The organism is Lentzea sp. DG1S-22, assembly GCF_036321065.1.
Classification (GTDB): Bacteria; Actinomycetota; Actinomycetes; order Mycobacteriales; family Pseudonocardiaceae; genus Lentzea; species Lentzea jiangxiensis.
The window spans coordinates 3,973,420-3,990,000 of sequence record NZ_CP143276.1; the positions used below are offsets into that span (position 1 = coordinate 3,973,420).

Here is a 16,581-nt window from a genome sequence, read left to right on the forward strand (position 1 = left end):
GTTGCCGCCCTATCGAGTGGTGGCAGCTGGAGGAAACGTGACCGTGGCGGGTGAAGCCGGGTTACTCGAACTGATGGCCGGGAGACTGGCCAAATACGATCTCACCCCACGTGCGGCAGAACTGGTGCTGGCGGCGTGCCGTGGCGGAGGAGCGCTGGACCGCGCCCTCGCCGACGTGCCCGACCGGCAGGAGGCCCCGCGGGAGCAGCCCGACGGCCCCGGGCACGGGATCTACCTGTCGGAGATCCGCGTGCGCGGCTTCCGGGGCATCGGCCCCCAGGCGCGCCTGCCGCTGGCACCGGGTCCCGGCCTGACCGTCGTGACCGGGCGCAACGGCTCGGGCAAGTCGAGCTTCGCCGAGGCCGCGGAACTGGCGCTGACCGGCTACAACGCGCGCTGGACCCACGCCAGGCACGACGTGTGGCTCCAGGGCTGGCGCAACCTGCACCAGCCTGGCACCGCCGTCGAGCTGGACCTCGTGCAGGCCGCGCGGCCGGGCCGGACGACGATCCGAAGACGCTGGGCGCCGGGCGAGGACCCCGCGCAGGGCGAGTGGACGCAGGACGACGAGCCGTTCGACGACCGCAGGTGGCACGACGCGCTGGAGACCTACCGGCCGTTCCTGCCGTACAGCGAGCTGGGAACCGTTCTCGACGCACAGCCGGAAGACCTCTATGAGGCAATGCACCGCCTTCTGGGCTTGGAGGCGATCACCGAGGCGCAGCAGGCGCTCGCCGACCACCGCAAGCGCCTCGCCGAGATCGTCGCCCGCCCCTACGACCGGCGTGAACGCGTGCGGGCGGAGCTGGCGGCGTCCCCGGACGAACGCGCCCGCCGCGCCGCCGAGCTGCTCGGCAGCGGCTCCCCCGACCTCGACGCGATCGCGGACCTCGCGCTGCGCGCCGACGTGGGCAGCGGGACCGGCCTCCTGCACCGGGTCGCGGACATCTCGCTGCCGCCCGACGACGAGGTGGCCAGGGTTCGCGACGCGCTCGACCAGGCGCTCGGCGCGGTCACCGCCGTCGCGACCGACAACGCGCAGGACTCGTTGCGCTCCAGCGAGATCCTGCGGCTCGCGATCCAGTTGCAGGAGTCCGGCGGCACCCGGACGTGCCCGGTGTGCGACCTCGGCAAGCTCGACGGCCACTGGCTCGGCAAGGCCCGCGGGCGCGCCGAACACCTCGCGAAGGCCGCCGCGCAGCTGCACGGCGCCGCGGACCGCCTGGACGTGGCGGTCGCGGCGGCCCGGGCGTTGTGCCAGCCGGCGCCCGAGGTGCTGTCCGAGACGCAGGACATGCTCGACACGACGGGCGTGCTGCAGACCTGGCAGGCGTGGGAGGCGTGCGCCTCGATCGACGACCCGGTGCGGTTGCGGCGGGAGATGTTCGACCGCCACGCGGAGCTGGCCCAGGCCGTGGAGCAGCTGAAGTCCGTGGCGCGGGAGCAGATCGACCGGCGCGACCTCGTGTGGCGGCCGATGGCGATCGCGTTGTTCGAGTGGCACTCCCAGGCGCAGCAGGCGCTGGCGGACAGCGAGGTGCTCGCCGACGTCACCGAGGCGGAGAACTGGATCCGCAAGACCGCGGCCACGCTGCGGTCCGAGCGCATCGCGCCGTTCGCCAAGGAGTCGCAGCGGATCTGGCAGCGGCTGCGCCGGCAGAGCAACGTCGACCTCGGCGCGGTGCGGCTCGGCGGCACCCGCAACGTCGAGCTGGACGTGTCGGTCGACGGCGTCTCGAACTCGGCGCTCGCGGTGATGAGCCAGGGAGAGCTGCACTCGCTGGGGCTCGCGCTGTTCCTGCCGCGCGCCATGGTCGACGAGAGCCCGTTCCGGTTCGTGATGATCGACGACCCGGTGCAGGCGATGGACGCGTCCAAGGTGGACGGTCTGGCGCAGGTGCTCGCCGACGTCGGCCTCACGCGCCAGGTCGTGGTCTTCACGCACGACGAACGGCTGGTGGAGGCGTTGCGGCGGTTGCGGCTCAGCGGAACCGTCTGGGAGGTCTGCCGCGGCGAGGAGTCCGTCGTGCAGGTGCGGATGTCCGACGACCCCGTCGGCCGGTGCCTGAACGACGCCCGGTCGATGCGCGGTGACGCGGACCTGCCGGACGCGTTGCGGGCCGAGCTCGTGGCGTCGTGCTGCCGCGCGGCTCTGGAAGCCGCGTCGCACGCCCGGTTCCGGCGCGAACGGCTCGAGAGCGGCATGCCGCACGCCGAGGTCGAACGCGTGCTGGAGTGCGCGCTGACGACCAGGCAGAAGCTCGCGCTGGCCGTGCTCGACGACCACGCGGAGCCGGCGGCGCTGCTGCCGCACCTGGAGGACGTCGTCGGCTCGTGGGCGGTGGACCTGCTGCAGGCGTGCCGCGTCGGCGGCGAGACCGGCGATCTGGACGTGCTGATACGGGACACCGAACTGCTGGCGGGGTGGCTGCAGCGATGACTCTTCCCTCTGACGTGCAGGACCGGCTGACCTGCGTCGCGAACCTGCTGGCACGCCCCGGGCAGCTCGACGGCGTGCGGATCCGGTGCGGTGCCGAGCTGCTGCTCACGGCGGTGGAGCGGTCGGTGGCCCGTGCTTGCGGCGCCGAGGACTCCGACGAACCCGCGCAGGCCCTGCTGATCAGTCTTCCGTCCCATGTGGACGCGGACGTGGCGTACGACGTTTCCCAGCTGTGGCACGCGTTGAGCCGTGCGATCCGCCACCACGGCTACGAGCTGACTCCGACCGCCGCGGAGCTGGCCGGCTGGCACGCCGACACCGCGGACGTGTGCGCGGTCCTCCAGCCGCCCCTGACCCTGTCCGGCACCATCGACCTCCCTGAAGGCACCGGTGAAACTGCTGCTGTTCGCTGACCTGCACCTGGACACGCGCTTCCCCAGCGCGGGACCGGTGCGGCGCAAGGCCTTGCGCGACACGCTGGAGCGCATCGTCGACCTCGCCCAGGAGTCGGACGTCGACGCGGTGCTCTGCGCCGGCGACCTGTACGAGCAGGACCGCTGCTCCCCCTCCACGGCCTCGTTCCTGCGGTCGGCGTTCGACTGCCCGGTGCCGGTGTTCCTGGCTCCCGGCAACGCCGACCGGTACGGGCCGCGGTCGGTCTACCAGCAGGTGGACTGGACGCCGAACGTGCACGTGTTCTCGTCCGGCGAGCTGTCGCCCGTGGAGCTCGCCGACGGCGTCACGCTGTGGGGCGCCGCGCACGTCGGACCCGGTCCCGCGCGGGACGTGCTGGACGGGTTCGCGGTCACCCGCGGCGGCGTGAACCTGGCCCTGTGCCACGGTTCCCCGCCCGGCGACGTCGCGATCACGGGGCTGGACCACGCGTTCCTCGGGCACGTGCACACCCCGGAGCACGCCGCGCGGTACACGTTCCCCGGCAACCCGGACCCGCTGACGCCGGGCGAGACCGGTGAGCGCGGAGCCGTTCTGTGCACGGTGAACGAGGACGGCTCGGTGTCGCGCGAGGTGGTCGACGTGTCCGCGTCGAGGGACCTCGACTGGCTGGACCGCGAGAAGGCGTTCCCGTTGCTGGACTTCGACTCCGTCGCCGCCGAACGGACAGTGCGCGGCCAGTTCGTGCGCGACGTGCTCGCGGACCCGTCGCTGGAGACCACCCTGCGCGGCCGGGTGCTCGCGACCGGGCTGCGGGCATTGGAGGGCCGATGAGGATCGAGTCGGTCACCGCGCACGCCTTCGGGCCCCTGCACGACCGCACGCTGCCGCTGGCACCCGGCCTGACCGTGGTGTCGGGCGCCAACGAGTCGGCGAAGTCGTCCTGGCACGCCGCGATCCGCGCCGCGCTGTGCGGCGAGCCGTCGTCGCGGCACCGGCCGTGGCACGGCGAGTCGTGGCGGGTGGCGGCCATGGTGTCGATGGAGTCCGGTGAGGTCGTGGCCGTGGACCGCGACCTGAACGACGACTCGGCCCCGGACATCTCCCGGCGGCTCGGGCTCGACCGCACCTCGTTCGCCGCGACCGCGTGCGTCGACCAGGCGCAGCTGCTGACCGTGCTGGACGCGGCGGACGGCCTGCGGGACCACCTGCGCCGTGCCGCGGCGACCGCCGGTGCGGACGGCACCGTGGAGCAGGCGTTGCAGCGGCTGACCGTGCCGGTGGAGGCGGTGAAGGAGGCGCGGAACCGCTTGCGGGAAGCCGAGACCGACCTGGCCGCGGCCCGTCGTGAGCACGCCCGCTACCTGGAGCTGTCCGCGCGGGCGCGGTCCGCTTCCGCCGCTCGCGCGCGTCTCGCCGTGCAGGAGCACGCCGCCTTGCTCGATGAGCTGTCTTCTCGCGTGACGCGGCTGAACGACCTGCAGGAGCGCTTCGGCGACTCGCCGCCGTCCGGGCTGGCGGAACAGGAAGCGCTGGCCCGTCTGGTGAACCGCGCGCTGGCCGCGTGGCGGGCCGCGCCGACTCCTCGTGCGCTGACGGGCCCGTCGGCGGCGAGTCTGGAAGCCGAGCTCGCGGCGCTGCCGGAATTCCCCGCCGGCGAGACCGCCCTGGACGACGAGCTCCGCGTCGTGGCCTCGGCCCACTCCACCGCTTCCGCTGTCGCCGCGGCCCACGGCGAGCGCCGCCCGTCGCCGCCGACCAGCGCCGAACCGTCCGTGCTGCGGGGTCTCGCGGCACGCCTGGACCCGTCCTGCGGCGCCCGCCTGACCACCGCGTCGATCGACGTCGACCACGCCCGCCAGGTCCAGGACGAGGCCGCGGCGAACGCGGCCAGGGCCCAGGTCGAGGCGGACGTGGCGTCGGCGCGCGTGCAGGAGATCGCGGTGCCGAACCCGTTCCTGCGCAACGCTCTCCTCGCCCTGAGCTGCCTGACGACGCTGGTGGGCCTGCTGCTGTTCCTGACCGGCCAGCACCTGGCCGCCGCCGGGGTCCTCGTCGCCGCGCTGGTGGCCGGCGTCGGCGGTGCCCTGTGCCGCGACAACGGACCCGAGCGCGAGGCGGCGGTGACCTTCGCCGCCGAACGCGCCGCCGCCGCGAACCGGGCGCGCGGCGCGCTGTTCACCGCGGACCGCGCCCTGGCCGAGGCCGAGGGCCAGCGCGCCGTGGCGGCGGAGGCCTCCCGGGCCCACGACGAGGCCGCGGCCGGGTGCGCGGCCCTGGGCATCCCCGCGGACCGCGAAACCCTGTGGCGCCTGGCGAACCGCGCGGCGTGGGAGGCCGAACACGCCGACCTGCTGTGCGAGGTCGCCCGCACCGAGAAGGCCGTCCGCGTGGAACTGTCCGCCCGCGGCAAGACCGACCCGTCGACGTCCGTGGCGGACCTGCTGGTCGACTACGAGACCGACTGCAAGGTGCGCGCCCGGCAGGCGTCGATGGCGGCCGGGCGCCCGAGGCTGGTCCAGGCACTGGCGGACCGCCGCCTGGCCGAAGCCACCGTCGCCGAGGCCGCCGCCACCCACGCCCAGGCCCTCGACCTGCTGCGCGAGGCCGTGACCGCGATCGGCCGCACCGGCGACCGCCCCGAGGACCTGCTGCGCGCGATCGCCGAATGGCAGCGCGGCTGGGACCGCGTGCTCCGCGAAGCGGAAGACGAACGCAACGCGTGGGCCGAACTCCAGACGTTGCTGGCCAACGGCTCCCTCGACGACCTGGAGGCGACGCTCTCCGCGGCCCAGACCCACCACACCACCCTGCTCGAAGCCGCCGCCCGCTACGCGGCCTGTCCCCCGGTCGACCCGTCCCTGGCGGCGTCCGCGGACTCACTGGCCGCGACCGTCGCCGAACTGGCCCGCTCCCTGCCGAGCGTCCCGGACGCCGAGGAGGCCGTGGAGGCCGCCACCGCCGCGCTCGCGGAAGTGACGGCCGAGGTGGAAGCCGTCAACCTCGCCTCCCGCTACCTGACCGCGGCCCGCGAGAAGGTGCACAGCACCATCGCCCCGGCCCTGGAGGACACGCTCCGCGCCTGGCTGCCCACCGTCACCGAGGGCCGCTACGTCGACGCCGCGGTGGACCCGTCGTCCCTGACCGTGCGCGTGTGCGCGGCCTCCGACACGTGGCACCAGGCCTCCCGGCTGTCCCTGGGCACCGCCGAGCAGGTCTACCTGCTGCTCCGCGTGGCCCTGGCCCAGCACCTGTCCACCGAGCCGTGCCCGCTGCTGCTCGACGACGTCACCGTGCAGGCCGACGACGTCCGCACCCGCGCCGTGCTCGACCTGCTGCTGCAACTGTCGGCGGACCGGCAGATCGTGGTGTTCGCGCAGGACGCCGTGGTGGCGGAGTGGGCCCGGGAGCGGTTGGGTGAGCGGGACGCGTTGCACGAGCTCACCCAGGTGGCGGCTTAACCAGGAGAGCGGTCACCAGAGCGAAGACCCGGTCGGCGACGTCGTCCGGGTCCTGGTGTTTTCCGCGTCGTGAAGGTGAGCCGATTGCACTGGACGCGCCAAGGCACAGAGGTCAAGGCGGGCGACGCGTCGGCCACGAGCTACACGTCTGCGCCTGGCCACGTATGTCTTCGCCACACAGCTCCTCCCCGCTCACGCAGTAGGCGATCCCCCGGCGAGACGTCGGTGCAACGATGGCGAGCTCGCCTGACGGCCAGCTCAGGACCGGGGTCGACGTAGCGGTACACGACCCGCAGTCTCCCGGAATTGTCAGACCCCGCCGTTACCGTCGACCCATGACCAACGCCGCCTTCCGCAAGCGCACCCCCACCGCCGGAGAGCAGCTCGCCGACCTCGGCCTGCGCCTCGAGGTCCTGGACCGCGCGGTCGCCGCCGGGATCGACGCGCGCGCCGCCTCGCCGCCGTTCGGGCCGACCAACGCGCCCGGCCTGCTCGACTGGATCCACCGGGTCGGCACGCTGCGGCAGCTCCTGGCCGAGGAGGGCTGGCAGCGCCTCGACCACTGGAACGCGGGGCTGGTCCGGCACCCGTCGCGGCCGATCCTGCTCGGCACGCTGCAGGGCAACCGGGGCACGGGGTCGCCCGACGCGCCGCTGCGCAGCGACTACGCGAAGGGGCCCGCCATCGCGGCGATGATGCGGGACAACGACCACGACCAGTTCGCGCTGTTCGAGAACGTGCGCAACGAGGGCTTCAAATTGTGGTTCCTCGTCACGTACGCGCTGCAGCTGGAGGACCGGCTCATCGTGCTGCGCGAGGTGTCGCAGCCGGAGCCGACGCCGCAGAACCAGGTCATCGAACGGTGGGCGCACCGGATCTCGTTGCCGCCGATGGAGTTCGCGCGGACCAGGACGCCCAATGTGGACGGTCCGGAGGAGGTGGACTTCCCGATCGCGCTCCGGCGGTGACGGCCGGGGCGCCGCCGCTACCGGCACCCGCGGAGCGGCGCGAGACCGCAGGTCCGGCGGTCGCGGCAGGACCCGCCTGGCAGCCCGGTGAGCCAGCAGCGACAATGACCGGATCATGCTCACGCCCTCGCGACTCACGCTCGCCCGCGCCCGGCGCGGTCTCACCGCGGCCGAGCTGGCGCGCAAGTCGGGTGTGCAGGCGCGGGCCATCGGCGAGTACGAACGCGGGTCGCGCACGCCGCTGCCGGCCACGGTCGAGTCGCTGGCGGGAGCGCTGGGGTTCCCGGCCGAGTTCTTCACGGCCGACGAACCGCCGCGGCCGCAGAACGCGCCGCCGGACGAGCAGGTCACGGCGGCCGCGCAGCTGGCGATCGAGTTCAACGGGTGGCTGGAGCGCCTGTTCGTGCTGCCGCAGCCGGACCTGCCGCCGCCTCGGACGTCTCCCCAGGGCACGCGGGACTCGTGGCGGCTCGCGGACGGGCCGGCGCCGAACATGGTGCAGTTGCTGGAGTCGCACGGTGTGCGGGTCTTCTCGTTGCCGGTCGACTGCGCCGGGCACGAGGCGTTCTGCTGCTGGCACAACGGGACACCGTTGCTGTTCCTCGACCCCTCGTCGACCCCTGAGCAGGCGCGGTTCGACGCCGCGGTGCAGCTCGCGGTGCTCCTCGGGCACGACGAACCCCGGGAGTTCGCGGCCGAGTTCCTGATGCCGCAGCGGCAGTTGCCCGGCACCGACCACCGGCACTGGCACGTGGGCCGCGAGCAGTTCACGAGGTGGGCGAACGTCCACAGCCTCGTCGAGGGCGGCATGACGCGGCGCGAGAGCTCGAAGCTGCTCACCAAGGTGTTCAGGGTGCTGCGTGAGAACGGCACGACGCCGGCACAGGTGGCCAAGGCGCTCCACCTCGGACTGGAAGAGCTCAACGGCATGGTGTTCGGGCTCGTGCTGACGGCGCTGCCAGGTGGCGGAGAACCAGGACCCGGAGGACGGGCACGCCTTACCCTGGTCCACTGATCAAGTCCTGGGGGACCACATGATGTTCTTGCGGTATCTCGTCGCGCTGCCGTTGATCCTGACCAGTTACGTCGGCGTGCCGTTCGCGTACCTGACGTTGTCGTCGCAGCTCTTCCGGCGGTCGCTGCCGGGTGGCACGAGCCAGTCCTTCACCACCGGGTTCACCGAGACGTTCACCGACCACATCGGCGGCTTCTGGCCCGTCCCCGTCGCGCTCGTGCTCTTCGCGGCGCTGTGGTGGATGACCACGGCATGGCCTCGGATCGCGTTGCTGCCGTCGGCGCCGCTCGCGCTCACCGGACTGTTCAGCGGGACGGTCGACAAGACGCTGCTGGCCGTGGCCGCACCTGCGGTGGCGTGGGGGCTCGCGCAGTTCGCGGCGAAGATCGTGTCCTGGCCGCTCACGAGAGATGTGCGGCGCTCGGCCGCCGAGGTCGTCGTCGGGTTGCGGGGCGAGGGGCGCTTGCGGGTGCAGTCGCGGCGGCTGTTGCTCGACAAATTGCCGCCGCCACTGCAGAAGGGGTCGCCGGTGGGCAGGGTCGCGATCCGCTTCGACCGGATCATGCACGTCGAGGCCGGGGCCGTGCGGACCGCGGCGAAGTGGCGGCTCGGCAACACCAGTGAGCTCACCATCACGCCGGGGCCGGTCCTGCGGATCATCGGGGGTGGCCAGGAGTGGCTGCTGCCGGTCGACGACGTCGAGACGGCGGCCCGGCTGGTGCTCGAACGGGCCGAGGCGCGCTCCAAGGCAGAACCACGGCCGCCGATGGACAGCAGCCGCTGGACCAGCGCGAAGCACCTGTGGAAGCTCCAGGACGCCCCTGTGCTGCGACCGAACCTGCAGAAGGTCAGGCACGGCGCGCACCACATGATGCTCGTGCTCAGCGCCCTCACGACGGCGATGGCCGGGTTCGCGGCGTTCCGCATGTTCACCGGCGACTGGACCTTCGTCTTCGGTGTCCTGTTCTTCGGTGGTGTCGCCCTGGGCTCGGTCCTGTCCTGGGCCTCCATCGGCGCCACGCAGAAGCTCACCGAGGAGAACCCGCGCTCTCCGCTGGACGGAGATCCCGATCCACACCGGACGCCGGTCACGGGCTGGAGCCCTCGATCGGTCTCCCCGAGCCGCTCGCTGTTCTGATCAGACATCCTGGGGGAAGTCGTGTTGATCCACCTGCGGTACCTGCTGGCCGCACCGTTCCTGCTCACCGCCGTCGTCGGCGTGCCGACCGGCTACAAGGTGCTCTCGTCCTACCTGTCCCGGCGCGAGGTCCGCGGCGGGACGTTCGACTGGGCCGGCGAGTTCCGCGATTCCTTCACCCAGACCGCCGTGCTGTGGCCGACGGCGCTGGCGGTCGTGCTGTTCGCCGTCTTCTGGTGGATGACGACGGCGTGGCCGAAGATCGCGCTGGTGCCGTCGGTGCCCGCCTTGTTCGGCGGCTTGATCTACGGGCTGCTCGACGGCTGGGAGCACGCGGCGGCGGGAGCGGCCGCGCCGGTTGTCGCGTTCGGACTCGCGTGGATCGCCGCGCAGATCGTGGTGCGGCCGGTGAGCGGTGCCGTGCGGCGGTCGGCGGTCGAGGTGGCCGTCGGGCTGCGCGGCGGAGGCCGGTTGCGGATCCAGTCCCGGCGGCTGCTGCTCGACCGGCTGCCGGCGCCGGTGCACCCGATGAGTCCTGTCGGGCGGGTCGCGCTCCGGTTCGACCGGATCCGCGGCGTCGAGGCGGGCGTCGTGCGGACGCCGGCGCAGTGGCGGCTGGCCAACACCAGCGAGCTCACGATCACACCGGGTCCGGTCCTGCGGATCATCGGCGGCGGGCAGGAGTGGCTGCTGCCGGTCGACGACGCCGACGGGACGGCGCGGTTCGTCTCGGAACGGGCGCAGGTGCGCGCGACGCCGGACCCGCGACCGCCGCTCGACAGCGGCCGGTGGTTCCACGCCAAGCTGCTGTGGGAGCTGGCCGATCAGGAGCCGCCGGTCCGCAACACCCAGAAGGTCAACCACGGCAACCGCTGGGCGGCGCTGCTCATCTCCGCGCTCACGACGCCGATGGCGCTCTACTCGGCGTACCGGATCTTCACCGACGGCTGGAGCTACCTCGTGGGCGTCCTCGTCTTCGGGGCGATCGCGTGGGTCGCGACGCACGTGTGGTTCCGGCAGGGCATCGTCTACAAGCTCACCGAGGAGAACCCGGTGTCGCCGTTGGCCGACGATCCTGATCCGCGCCGGATTCCAGTCACGGGCTGGAGCTCTCAACTGATGGCGCTAGGCCGAACGAGCGATTTGTGAAACGCATCGTCCGGCTTGTCCGACACTGAGAGTGACGGGAAGCCGAGTCGTGAGGACACCCCATGACGATGCAGCAACGCACGGAACCTTCGCCTGCCGCGGTCCTGATCGCCGTTGCGGTGCTCGCGCTGGTTCTGACCGTTGCTTTCGGCCCGCTGGGCTTCGTCATCGGTCTCGCGCTCTTCGCGCTCATGTTCGTCGGCAGCAAGAAGAACACCGCCGACCAGATCGTCCCGGCGCGCACCCGTTCCCGCCTGCGCCGCCTGTCCACGGCGGGACGGGTCGCGATCGTCGGCGAGGTGCACCACCAGGACGCCATCGCCGAGGTGGCGAGGCACCTCCCGACGCTGGACGACGCGGTTCCGGCGACCGCCGTGCTGGTGCCGGAACCGGCGAGCCGGCACGACGCCGCGGCGGTGCGGGTCGACCTGCTGCGCGGGGACGGTTCCGCGGTCACCGCCGGCTGCCTGCGCGGCGACCAGGCCGCCGAGTACCGGCCTCTCCTGCTCGAGCTCGCTGAGCGCGAGGAGGTCGGCTCGTGCCCCGCCCGCATTCTCGGCGGGCGGCGCCCCTACACCGTGCACCTGCACCTCGGGGCCCCTCGGCTCCTGCTGCTCGACCACGAGTCGCTCGGCACGGCACCCACGTTGCCCGCCGAGCACCAGGTCGCCGTCGTGGGAGAACCGGCCCACCAGTACGTGCTGCACCGCGTGGTCAACGGCCGCACGCCCGTCCACGTGATCGCCGAACTCCGCGACAGCCGCATCGCGAAGGGCTCCCACATCGGCGAACGCACCCTCGAGGTGCTCCTCGAAGGCGAGTCCGTCGGCCAGCTCAGCTACGCGACGGGTCTGCGCTACTGCGACACCGCGCAGGAGTGGCGCGCCCGCACCGGGCGCGCGCTCTGCGAAGCCGTCATCACCAACGAGGGCACGCGCGGGCTTCAGGCGAACTTGCTGCTGCCCAAGTAGTCGGCGAACGTCCGCGGCTCTCGTCCGAGCACTCGCCGCACGCCGTCGGACAGGTGCGCCTCCTCGCCCGTGCGAATGCGCACCAGCAGCATCGTGACGAGATCGGCGATCTCGTCGGGGTAACCGAGCGTGCGCATCGAGGCGGCGAACTCCTCCGGCGCGATGTCGTTGTACCGCACGGGCTTGCCCGTGACCTCGGTGATCCGCGCGAGCATCTCGGGGAACGACAGCGCCTCCGGACCGCTCAGCTCGTAGGTCTGCCCGTCGTGGCCGTGCTGCGTCAGCGCCACGACGGCGACCTCGGCGATGTCGGCGACGTCGATGAACGGGTGCACGCCCCCGCCCGCGGGGACGGCCAGCTCGCCGTGCCGGACGGGCGCCGCGAACATGTCCTCGTCGAAGTTCTGCATGAACCAGGTGGGCCGCAGGACGGTCCACTCGACACCGGAGTCCTTGACCGCCGCCTCGAACGGGTCGTCGTCCGGGGCACCGCGCATGGACAGCAGCACGAGCCGGGTGACGCCGGACTTCACGGCGAGCGGCACGAACTCGACCAGGAGCGAAGGGTCGTCCGGCGGCACGACGTAGATGGCGGTCGTGTCGGCGAGAGCGGGCTCCCAGGTGTCCTGATCGGACCAGTCGAACCTGGAGGACGACGACCGGGACGCCGGGCGGGCGGCAGCGCCGAGGAGGTCGGTCACGCGACGGCCGGTCTTGCCCGTGGCACCGAGGACGAGGATGGACGAAGTCATTACTGCGATCGATGTTGACATGACCAGAGCCAATCAACATTGACGCGGACGATCCATGCTTGATCAGCCGCCATCCTTGCTCGTTCGTCCACGTGGTAGTTAGTGGAACATGAGTGAGCGTGATCTCGTGGACCTGAGGGACGCCCTGCGGGCGTTCGCCGCTGCCCGCGACTGGGACAGCTACCACACGCCGAAGAACCTGGTCATGGCCTTGTCCGCGGAGGTCGGCGAACTCACCGACCTCTTCCAGTGGCTGACGCCGGAAGAGGCCAGGGACGCTATGAAGGACCCGGAGCTCGCGTGGAACGTGCGGGACGAACTCGCGGACGTGATGCACTACCTCACCAGACTGGCGGACAAGCTCGACGTCGACCTCGTCGAGGCCGCGTTCGCCAAGATCGAGCGCAACGAGCGGCGGTTCCCGACCGGGAGCCTCACGCCTGTCGCCGTGGAGAAGGGGGAGCTGTGAATCTCCAGAACGCGCAAGCCCTGCACATGCACCAGAAGGTCACGTTCATGGTCAACCGTTACGAGGTCTTCGCCGACGACAACGGCAAGCCCGGAGCACTGGTCGGCTTCGCCGAGCAGAAGCGGTTGAAGATCAAGGAGAAGGTCACGGTCTACACGGACTCGTCGAAGAAGCAGGTGCTGTTCGAGTTCAACGCCCGCAAGGTGATCGACCTCGGCAGCGGCTACGACGTGACGGACGCCGGCGGCCGGTCGATCGGCCTGTTCCGCAAGAACTTCGCGAAGTCGCTGCTGCGGTCGACCTGGCACCTCGAGCAGCCGGGCTGGGGTCAGTCGACAGGAGCCGAGCGGAACGGGTTCCTGGCGGGCTTCCGGCGGCTCTGGCAGTGGATCCCGGTCATCGGAGACGCGCCGTTCCCCATGCGGTATCACTTCGACTTCACCACGGAGAACGGCGCTCCCGTGTTCAGCGTCGACAAGAAGACCTGGATCCGCGACCACTACCTGGTCCGCATCCAGGATCCTGGCGTCGACCGCCGGCTCGTGATCGCTCAGGCCGTGGCGCTCGACGCGCTGCAGTCCCGCTAGAGGTACGTCAGCAGGAGGAGGATCAGGCACACCAGCAGCACGACGCCGAGCACTGCGGGCAGGAGCGACTGCGAGGACGGCGCGGGCTCGCGGGCGTGCCTGCCCCGCCTCCTGCGCGCTCGCCACCGCAATGGTGCCTCCCCTGCCCACTGATCGTTCATGACGATCACGGTAGGGAGGAACAACCCCGGCTTGACTCGCGTCACCCGCTCGCCGGGGTCTCATCACCCGGTCAGCCGCTCAGCAGGCCGGCGCCGCCTGCACCAGGACGTGAAAAAGCCCTGCGGGGAGCGCTTGTGGCGCTCAACCCGCAGGGCAAATTAAGTTCGGCGGCGACCTACTCTCCCACACCGTAACCAGTGCAGTACCATCGGCGCAGAAGGGCTTAACTACCGGGTTCGGAATGGGACCGGGTGTTTCCCCAACGCTATAACCACCGAAACACTATGGAAATATTCAACCAGCAACCCCGCTGGGGTCGCGATCGGTTCTGGTTGTTCTTCCAGAACCGCACAGTGGATGCGTAGCGTCTTTGTAACAAGTCCTCGGCCTATTAGTACCAGTCAGCTCCAACCGTTACCGGTCTTCCACCTCTGGCCTATCAACCCAGTGGTCTAGCTGGGGGCCTTAACCCACGAAGGGTGGGATACCTCATCTTGGAACGAGCTTCCCGCTTAGATGCCTTCAGCGGTTATCCCTTCCGAACGTAGCCAACCAGCAATGCTCTTGGCAGAACAACTGGCACACCAGCGGTCCGTCCGTCCCGGTCCTCTCGTACTAGGGACAGCCTTCCTCAAGTATCCTACGCGCGCGGCGGATAGGGACCGAACTGTCTCACGACGTTCTAAACCCAGCTCGCGTACCGCTTTAATGGGCGAACAGCCCAACCCTTGGGACCTACTCCAGCCCCAGGATGCGACGAGCCGACATCGAGGTGCCAAACCATCCCGTCGATATGGACTCTTGGGGAAGATCAGCCTGTTATCCCCGGGGTACCTTTTATCCGTTGAGCGACCACGCTTCCACAAGCCATGGCCGGATCACTAGTTCCGACTTTCGTCCCTGCTCGACCCGTCAGTCTCACAGTCAAGCTCCCTTGTGCACTTGCACTCGACACCTGATTGCCAACCAGGCTGAGGGAACCTTTGAGCGCCTCCGTTACTCTTTGGGAGGCAACCGCCCCAGTTAAACTACCCACCAGGCACTGTCCCTGATCCGGATCACGGACCGAGGTTAGACATCCAATACGACCAGAGTGGTATTTCAACGATGACTCCACACTGACTGGCGTCAGCGCTTCACAGTCTCCCACCTATCCTACACAAGCCGAATCGAACACCAATACCAAGCTATAGTAAAGGTCCCGGGGTCTTTCCGTCCTGCCGCGCGTAACGAGCATCTTTACTCGTAATGCAATTTCGCCGGGCCTGCGGTTGAGACAGTCGAGAAGTCGTTACGCCATTCGTGCAGGTCGGAACTTACCCGACAAGGAATTTCGCTACCTTAGGATGGTTATAGTTACCACCGCCGTTTACTGGCGCTTAAGTTCTCAGCTTCGCCACAAAGTGACTAACCGGTCCCCTTAACGTTCCAGCACCGGGCAGGCGTCAGTCCATATACATCGTCTTGCGACTTCGCATGGACCTGTGTTTTTAGTAAACAGTCGCTTCTCGCTGGTCTCTGCGGCCGTCTCGCCCTAGCCCGCAAGAGGCTTCAAGCGCTACGGCCCCCCTTCTCCCGAAGTTACGGGGGCATTTTGCCGAGTTCCTTAACCACAGTTCGCCCGATCGCCTCGGTATTCTCTACCTGACCACCTGTGTCGGTTTGGGGTACGGGCCGCGTGAAAGCTCGCTAGAGGCTTTTCTCGGCAGCATGGGATCACTCTACTTCGCCTCAATCGGCTACGCATCACGTCTCAGGCTTGATGAGTTGCGGATTTGCCTACAACTCGCCCTACACGCTTGCACCAGTACTACCACTCACTGGCGGAGCTACCCTCCTGCGTCACCCCATCGCTTGACTACTACAAGTTCAGGTCCCGCGCTCCACAACCCGGCTAGTCCCGAAGGACATCGCCGAGCGCTTCGGGCGGTTAGTATCACAAGGTTCATCATGGGCGCGTTCACACGGGTACGGGAATATCAACCCGTTGTCCATCGACTACGCCTGTCGGCCTCGCCTTAGGTCCCGACTTACCCTGGGCGGATTAGCCTGGCCCAGGAACCCTTGGTCATCCGGCGGACGAGTTTCTCACTCGTCTTTCGCTACTCATGCCTGCATTCTCACTCGCATAGCGTCCACGGCTGGATTACTCCGCCGCTTCAACCGCTACACGACGCTCCCCTACCCATCCCAGCACAAGGCTGAAATGACACAGCTTCGGCGGTGTGCTTAAGCCCCGCTACATTGTCGGCGCAGGACCACTTGACCAGTGAGCTATTACGCACTCTTTAAAGGGTGGCTGCTTCTAAGCCAACCTCCTGGCTGTCTGTGCGACCCCACATCCTTTCCCACTTAGCACACACTTAGGGGCCTTAGCTGGCGTTCTGGGCTGTTTCCCTCTCGACTACGAAGCTTATCCCCCGCAGTCTCACTGCCGCACTCTCACACCACGGTATTCGGAGTTTGGTTGATTTCGGTAAGCTTGTGGGCCCCCTAGACCATCCAGTGCTCTACCCCCGCGGTGAAACATGCGACGCTGCACCTAAATGCATTTCGGGGAGAACCAGCTATCACGGTGTTTGATTGGCCTTTCACCCCTAACCACAGCTCATCCCCCAGGTTTTCAACCCTGGTGGGTTCGGGCCTCCACGCGGTCTTACCCGCGCTTCACCCTGGCCATGGCTAGATCACACCGCTTCGGGTCTAGACCACGCGACTAAACGCCCTATTCAGACTCGCTTTCGCTACGGCTACCCCACACGGGTTAACCTCGCCACGTAGCACTAACTCGCAGGCTCATTCTTCAAAAGGCACGCCGTCACCCCTAAAGGCTCCGACGGATTGTAGGCACACGGTTTCAGGTACTATTTCACTCCCCTCCCGGGGTACTTTTCATCTTTCCCTCACGGTACTAGTCCGCTATCGGTCACCAGGGAGTATTTAGGCTTAGCGGGTGGTCCCGCCAGATTCACAGCGAATTTCACGAGTACGCTGCTACTTGGGAACACTCTAAACAGACATCGGGTTTTCGAGTACGGGAGTTTCACCCTCTACGCTCACGCTTTCCAGACGCATT

The 16,581-nt window shown here is 69.2% G+C and carries 13 protein-coding genes and 2 rRNA genes (1 of these 15 only partly in view); 11 read left to right on the forward strand and 4 right to left on the reverse strand.

Annotated elements, in window-relative coordinates:
• Positions 1 to 73: 73 nt before the first annotated feature.
• The 9 genes from V1227_RS17645 (at position 74) to V1227_RS17685 (ending at position 11,535) form a co-directional block, all read left to right on the forward strand.
• Positions 74 to 2,440: an AAA family ATPase gene (locus tag V1227_RS17645; protein ID WP_329793679.1), complete on the forward strand. Its 2,367-nt coding sequence runs from the start codon at positions 74 to 76 to the stop codon at positions 2,438 to 2,440.
• Entirely contained in the window at positions 2,437 to 2,853 is a 417-nt protein-coding gene (locus V1227_RS17650) for a hypothetical protein (protein WP_329793680.1), read from the forward strand. Before V1227_RS17645 ends, V1227_RS17650 begins: the two co-directional genes overlap by 4 nt.
• Positions 2,831 to 3,667 (forward strand): metallophosphoesterase family protein, encoded by an 837-nt coding sequence (locus V1227_RS17655; protein WP_329793681.1) that lies wholly within the window; start codon positions 2,831 to 2,833, stop codon positions 3,665 to 3,667. The genes V1227_RS17650 and V1227_RS17655 overlap by 23 nt, the downstream gene beginning before the upstream one ends.
• Positions 3,664 to 6,294 (forward strand): AAA family ATPase, encoded by a 2,631-nt coding sequence (locus tag V1227_RS17660; RefSeq protein ID WP_329793682.1) that lies wholly within the window; start codon positions 3,664 to 3,666, stop codon positions 6,292 to 6,294. Before V1227_RS17655 ends, V1227_RS17660 begins: the two co-directional genes overlap by 4 nt.
• A gap of 335 nt (positions 6,295 to 6,629) precedes the next feature.
• Positions 6,630 to 7,262, forward strand: coding sequence for a hypothetical protein (locus V1227_RS17665; RefSeq protein WP_329793683.1), 633 nt, complete (start codon positions 6,630 to 6,632; stop codon positions 7,260 to 7,262).
• 115 nt (positions 7,263 to 7,377) lie between these two features.
• Positions 7,378 to 8,277 carry an XRE family transcriptional regulator gene (locus V1227_RS17670; RefSeq protein ID WP_329793684.1) on the forward strand — a complete coding sequence of 300 codons (900 nt, stop codon included), beginning with the start codon at positions 7,378 to 7,380 and terminating at the stop codon, positions 8,275 to 8,277.
• Between the two features lie 22 nt (positions 8,278 to 8,299).
• Positions 8,300 to 9,415: a hypothetical protein gene (locus tag V1227_RS17675; protein WP_329793685.1), complete on the forward strand. Its 1,116-nt coding sequence runs from the start codon at positions 8,300 to 8,302 to the stop codon at positions 9,413 to 9,415.
• 21 nt (positions 9,416 to 9,436) lie between these two features.
• A complete protein-coding gene (locus V1227_RS17680; protein WP_329793686.1) occupies positions 9,437 to 10,564 on the forward strand; it encodes a hypothetical protein in 1,128 nt (375 codons plus the stop codon).
• A gap of 62 nt (positions 10,565 to 10,626) precedes the next feature.
• Positions 10,627 to 11,535, forward strand: coding sequence for a hypothetical protein (locus V1227_RS17685; RefSeq protein ID WP_329793687.1), 909 nt, complete (start codon positions 10,627 to 10,629; stop codon positions 11,533 to 11,535).
• On the opposite strand, the gene V1227_RS17690 is transcribed toward V1227_RS17685, so the two are convergent.
• Complete coding sequence (locus tag V1227_RS17690) at positions 11,508 to 12,287, reverse strand: SDR family NAD(P)-dependent oxidoreductase (protein ID WP_329793688.1); 780 nt, start codon at positions 12,285 to 12,287, stop codon at positions 11,508 to 11,510. The two genes, V1227_RS17685 and V1227_RS17690, sit on opposite strands and share 28 nt — an antisense overlap.
• Before the next feature lie 109 nt (positions 12,288 to 12,396).
• Here V1227_RS17690 and V1227_RS17695 point away from each other — a divergent pair, with 109 nt between their 5' ends.
• Entirely contained in the window at positions 12,397 to 12,756 is a 360-nt protein-coding gene (locus V1227_RS17695) for a nucleotide pyrophosphohydrolase (RefSeq protein ID WP_236219529.1), read from the forward strand.
• Positions 12,753 to 13,343, forward strand: coding sequence for a hypothetical protein (locus V1227_RS17700; protein ID WP_329793689.1), 591 nt, complete (start codon positions 12,753 to 12,755; stop codon positions 13,341 to 13,343). Before V1227_RS17695 ends, V1227_RS17700 begins: the two co-directional genes overlap by 4 nt.
• On the opposite strand, the gene V1227_RS17705 is transcribed toward V1227_RS17700, so the two are convergent.
• The 3 genes from V1227_RS17705 to V1227_RS17715 all read right to left on the reverse strand — a co-directional run.
• The gene (locus V1227_RS17705) at positions 13,340 to 13,504 is read right to left on the reverse strand and encodes a hypothetical protein (protein WP_177221221.1); all 165 of its coding nucleotides are present in this window, start codon (positions 13,502 to 13,504) and stop codon (positions 13,340 to 13,342) included. The two genes, V1227_RS17700 and V1227_RS17705, sit on opposite strands and share 4 nt — an antisense overlap.
• A 163-nt stretch (positions 13,505 to 13,667) precedes the next feature.
• A 5S ribosomal RNA gene (rrf, locus tag V1227_RS17710) occupies positions 13,668 to 13,784 on the reverse strand.
• 92 nt (positions 13,785 to 13,876) lie between these two features.
• Positions 13,877 to 16,581: ribosomal RNA gene (locus tag V1227_RS17715) — 23S ribosomal RNA — on the reverse strand; it runs 380 nt beyond the window's last position.